Below are 5,618 nucleotides of genomic sequence, written 5' to 3' on the forward strand. Positions count from 1 at the left end.
CGCCACGAGCGTCGCTGCATCCGATGCGATAGATGGAGGTGTTGCCGGTACCGCTGGTGCCACTCCCGGTACTGCTGGCGTTGCCGGTGTTGCCGCTGGAGCCGTAAAGATCGAGGTGCCACCACCGCCACCACCAGAACCGCCACCCGTCGCCGCTGCTGTCGTGAACGATCCCGTGAGCGCTGAGCTGTCGTTGCTGTTGTTATCCGTCGCGCAGATCGCCACGTAGTACGTCGTTGATGAACTCAAGCTGGTGAGCGATTTGCTCGTGCTCGTCTCGGTCGAAGAGGTTCCACCCGAGCAGCTCGAGAGCGAGCTCGTGGAGTAGTGGAACTTGTAGCTCGAGATACTGCCGCTACCGCCCGAGATTGCTGTTGACCCAGTCGTCGTGGTCGGTGCGGTCCATCCGATCGTTGCCGAGCTCGTCCCCGGCGTCCCATCATCAAGCGCCGTTGGTGCGCTCGGTGGGGAGTCCGATGACGTCGCATCCGACTGGTACCCGTACGATCCACTCCGGTACCCGTAGTTCCCCGCGGCCTGGTTCAACGCGAGCACTGCGTTGTTCACGGCAACCGACGCCAAGACGAAGGCGACCATAAACAACACGCCCACCCCACCTCGCATGCGTCGGCGGGTGGATTCGTTCTCACTATTGAGTTGCGCCGCAACCTTTTTTCCGAGCTCGCGAAGAGTTTGACCCATATGGTGTGGTCGTTCATCGGGGAACGGACCCATCGCTTAGTTTCCCAGGAATAATGTTAAAGTTATCCACAAACCTTCCGCCCATCCATGGCGGGGTGCACTCACATAATACGCGCTACGTACGCATTTCGCTACAGGTGATTTTTCGCCAAGCTCTGTCAGATCCGGGCTACACGGATCTCCAGTCCACCCGATCATCCACACAAACGCCACATTCTCGTAACGATCCAATTCGTACTCTCAGTATAGCACAAATACTCCCGCCATTCTTGGGTTGTGCTCCAACGGCTCCCAAAGGAGTGGCCCCCATCGGTCCATCACGAGCCTGCCACCACTCATCGCGCGTTCGCCGCCTCTCCTGCACGCATCGTCGCAATATCCTGAGCGGTCACTGTACGCGGATCGTAGCGCCAGACGTGTAGGCTCACCTGCATAAAGTGCGCGTCGGTCTGGATGAACGAGATGTACGGGAGCTGTTCCTCCAGTGCGTGCACGCCCACAAACATGAACACGGGGCGGCTGTAGTATCGAAGGAGCTCATGTCGACGTGCGTTGCTCCTCCCGCTCCAAAATTCTTGCCACTGCTCGTAGCTCCACCGATTCGTCGTACCGTATCCCGGATCGATGGTTGAACGTCCGGAGAACGCGAGGAGCCACGGAGTATAGTGAGAAATCGTCGTCATGATGTACGCATCCGGCTCTCCCCACTGCGCGAGCTCGGCAATCTCCGCGAGCTCGGTGCGCGTGATGTGTGGCTCTTGCTTCCAAATAATTCTGCCTCCGTGAAGGAGCAATCCTGCACAGAGGAGCACGACAACCACTGCTCCCATTCGGTCGTGGTACAGACGTCGCGAAAATCGCACGAGTGCTGGCACGGCAATGGCGATGAGTACGAGATCGAGGTAGATAAGGTACCGATTGGCGTAAATGACCCCCGCAATGTTCAGCGCAAGGAGCGCGACACCGTACGTCACCAGGAAAAGGAACCGTCGTCGTAGCAGTGGATCGTTGGATGGGAGCTCCCGAAATACAAAAAGTGTCAAGCTTAGACCGACGAACGGAAGGAGGTACATGTTTGCCAGATGGACAACCGGAAGCGTGACGTAGAGCCCAGAGTAGAGCGGCTGGAGATGCGCGGGGTAATCGGCAAGGAACCATCCGTATTTTGCGAACGTCGCCTCCAGGTAGATACGCGAAAATTCTACAATCTGCTCCGTCAGCGGCCACGCCATGAGCAGCACGATGACGGTTGCGAGGAGGAAGAACCGCGTATCCGGATCAAGCGGGCGTAGCCGTATGAGCGAACGGAGAAGCTGTATGACGAGAAACAACGCGAGCGCGATCGTGAGCGGCAGTGACGTTGCGGGGTGCAGCGCCGCTCCGAAGCCGCCCACAAGGAGCGCGAGCCATGATCGCCGATTGAGTAACGTGAGTGTCGCGAGGAGGAAGGCGATCGCGAATTCTGTTTGGTAGTACATCCACCAATACGCGAAGAACTGGGGGATAGACACCGCGAAGAGGAACGCAATCGTCGCGCCGTATGCGAGACGCGGCAGCACAGAAAAGGTACGAACGAATGCGTAGAGCGCCCCCGCAACGAGGAACTGTGCGAGGACGTACAGTCCATGAAAATAGATGACGGGCGAAATTCCGAGCCAATCGAGCGGGAGCCAGATGAGTGCGCGGACGGTCCGAAGCCCCGCCCCGGCGATGATCCCACGAATCGATCCGTCGATCGAGGTGAGATAGAATCCCGTGTCGTACCCGAGTGGCGTCCCTCCGTATCGGAGAAATGGGAGGACGCGGGACACGAGAAGCGTTGCTCCCGCAAGGACGAGGAGCGCACGGAAGCACCGACGCTCCATGACGGTGGGGATGTGCGTGTGTTCAGACGATCCGTATGCCCGACCCCAAACAACGGAGAATGCAAAGAGAGCGAGCGCGTAGAATGCGATACGGACGTACCACGCGACCGCGGGCGGCGTCACCACGATCATGAATGCAGCGTAGAACACGAATGCGGCGATGGTTCGCGGAGAAGAGCGAGCAGAAGACCACGCACGTAGCGCGAGCACCCGTGCGCGTCCCCACCAATTCCGCATCATCGTCATCGTGGCGTCGTACATACGAGCGCTCATATCCGTCCCAGAAGCCGGTATCCCGCAAGGCCGATCCACTCATGGATGCTCGTCACAGATGAGGAGAATGCGTCCGCGGACGGGAAGAGGGTCAGAGGGGTCACACGCAGCGTTCGAGCTGCGAAATCGGCTGGAATCGGAACGATATTGACTCCAAGGCCCTCGAAGACTGCGATTGATCTCCGCATGTGCCAGGCAGAAGTCACGAGGAGCACCTTTGGCGACACCATCTCCGGTCTCCGCTCCCACAGAAGTCGCACCACCGCACTGCCATTCTCGTGTGTGGTCCGAGACGCAGTCTCGATGATGAATGAATCTGCCGGGACGCCTGCAGCAGTCGCGTACGATCGCGCGAGTTCCGCTTCATGGGACACGGCGTTGAAAGGATCCCCAGATCCCCCGCTATAGATGATGGGGACCGTGCCGTCGAGCGCATGGTACACGGAGATTCCGCGCCACAGCCGTCGCCAACTCGCCCCACTGAGCTCACCCACATCGCGGTGCCCATCCACTTCCGCTGCCCCGCCGGCAAGGATGACGATCGCTGCGGCACCACGGTGCGCATCGAACGATGCGGGGACCGCGTATCGTCGCTCCAGTGTCCACGCAAGCCCGTTCGCGATGGGATCGAGCGATAGGAGCACATACACCACCAGTGCGCCCGAAAGGATCCAGAGCCCACTCCGCTTGCGGTTACGCCACACGAGGATACATCCAATTGCAAACGCCGCCGCGAGGAGCGTCGGCGGGAGGAGCAACGGCTTCACGAGCTTGAGGAGAGTGAACATGGCGCATTATCACCGCACGCGATCGGTTTGCATCCGCGTGCCTTCGTGCGCGAATGAACGAGATACCTCTGTGTGCGGCGGTTGATTGCTCGTGGTACGGAGCGCCGGCGGCGGAACTCGTTCCGCGCGTATGCGATCGCCATCGGGCTCATACCACCGGACGCGCTGCCGGAGCAGTTGACGAATCGCGTGCCCGTCGGCATCTGGGAATCGGGCGAGCTGCGCGAACTGCTGGACCACCGCATGCATCGCCTCTCGAGTTATGCGCTCGGGCGATCGTGCAATGTAGAGTTTCTCATGCGCCGCGGCAGTCGTCCCTTCTTCCGCCGTCAGGAGCTCCTCGAACAGCTTCTCCCCGGGCCGAATGCCAATGTACTCGATCGCAATGTCGATGTGCGGTCGAAGATTATGGAGCCGAATGAGTTCTTCGGCGAGCGTGCGGATGTGCACGGGATCACCCATATCGAAGACGAGCACCTCGCCACTGCGTCCGATGGCGCCGGCTTGGAGGACCAACGATACCGCCTCGGGAATCGTCATGAAGTACCGGCGCATCTCCTCGTGCGTCACCGTGAGTGGACCGCCACGCGCGAGCTGCTCCATGAAAATCGGCAACACGCTCCCTCGGCTGCCAAGGACGTTCCCGAATCGCACCGAGAGGAACGCCGTGCTGCTGTCCTCCCCGCACGCGCGACAGAGCTGCTCCGCGATGCGCTTCGTCGCGCCCATGACGCTCGTGGGGCGCACCGCCTTGTCCGTGGAGATAAGCACGAACCGCTCCACGCCCACCCTCCGGGCCGTCTCCGCGACATTCCACGTTCCCACAACGTTCACCTTCACCGCCTCTGACACGTTGTCCTCCATCATGGGAACGTGTTTGTATGCCGCCGCATGGAACACCACCTCCGGTCGGCATCGCTCAAACACCTCATCGACGCGGTCCGTATCCCGGATATCTCCGACCACGAAACGTACCCGGTCGACCAGGGTGGGAAACTCACGCCGGAGCGTGAGCTGCAGGCGGTGGAGCTCCGTCTCATCAATCTCAAAACACACCAACGATCGCGGCCCATACCGACAGATCTGCCGGACGATCTCGGAGCCGATGGAGCCCGCTGCACCGGTAACGAGCACGGCCTTGCCAGCGATCACACGGCGGATCGACACGGTATCGACGTGGACGACCTCACGGCGGATGAGATCCTCGATCTTGATATCCTCAATGGCCTGAAGGCGAATCTGCGGGGCGTGCACATCGTAGAGGCGCGGAACGATTTTCACTTCCGTGATCCCCGCCTCCTTGGTCGCTTGATAGATACGCCGGAGATCCTGGTGACCGAGCGACTGGATGGCAACAATGACCACCTCGACACGAAGCGAATGAATCGTGTCCTTGAGATGTCGAATCGCCCCACGAACACGAATACCATGGAGGCGCGTCCCGAGCAGCCGTTCATCGTCGTCGAGGAACCCGACGGGGGCGTAGACGTCGTACTGCGTTCGCTGCATGTCGCGCAACACCATTTCACCGGTGTTCCCCGCACCGACAATGATGGTTCGCCTCCCGCGACCAGTCTGTCGCTGCCCGCGGAGTACTTCCATCGCCGCACGCTTCCCAATGCGGAGCGCGGCAATCAGGACAAAGACCAGTACCGCATCGATGAGCAGGACGCCGCGCGGGAATCCCACGAATGCCTCCAGTCGGAGGAAGTAGAGCGCAAACGCGAGTGCGAGCGATGCGGCGATGACCGCGTTGAGGATGTTTGCGAGATCGCGGAGCGACACGAACCGCCAACTCATCGCATAACCCCCGAAAAACGCAAGCGCGCCGAGCTGTGCGAGGAGGAAGAGCGGGAGCGTCGGGAGCACGAGCGCGGCGTAGGATGACTCCGGCGCGAAATCAAACCGGATAAAAAATGCCGCGATGAGCGCGAACGTCACGATCCACGTATCCGCGAGGAGGAAGAACGCGACGCGCTTCCCGCGTGTA

4 protein-coding genes are annotated in these 5,618 nt (G+C 60.5%); all 4 read right to left on the bottom strand.

Features of this window, described 5'->3' with window-relative positions:
* The coding region (locus Q7S96_03250) for a hypothetical protein (protein ID MDO8463262.1) at positions 1-597 on the bottom strand (597 nt) is incomplete at its 3' end.
* Positions 598-1,037: 440 nt separating this feature from the next.
* Complete coding sequence (locus Q7S96_03255) at positions 1,038-2,828, bottom strand: hypothetical protein (protein MDO8463263.1); 1,791 nt, start codon at positions 2,826-2,828, stop codon at positions 1,038-1,040.
* An 8-nt stretch (positions 2,829-2,836) separates the two neighbouring features.
* Positions 2,837-3,628, bottom strand: a complete 792-nt coding sequence (locus Q7S96_03260; GenBank protein ID MDO8463264.1) for a YdcF family protein — start codon at positions 3,626-3,628, stop codon at positions 2,837-2,839.
* Between the two features lie 9 nt (positions 3,629-3,637).
* Positions 3,638-5,618: nucleoside-diphosphate sugar epimerase/dehydratase (locus tag Q7S96_03265; GenBank protein MDO8463265.1), on the bottom strand; the 1,981-nt coding region annotated here is incomplete at its 5' end.

Source organism: bacterium (assembly GCA_030647005.1).
Lineage (GTDB): Bacteria > Patescibacteriota > Patescibacteriia > JACPHY01 > JACPHY01 > JAUSKG01.

Bases quoted from the DNA above. Each gene is read 5' to 3' on its own strand.
- Q7S96_03260 (MDO8463264.1), bottom strand. From the start codon at position 3,628: ATGTTCACTCTCCTCAAGCTCGTGAAGCCGTTGCTCCTCCCGCCGACG.
- Q7S96_03255 (MDO8463263.1), bottom strand. From the start codon at position 2,828: ATGTACGACGCCACGATGACGATGATGCGGAATTGGTGGGGACGCGCA.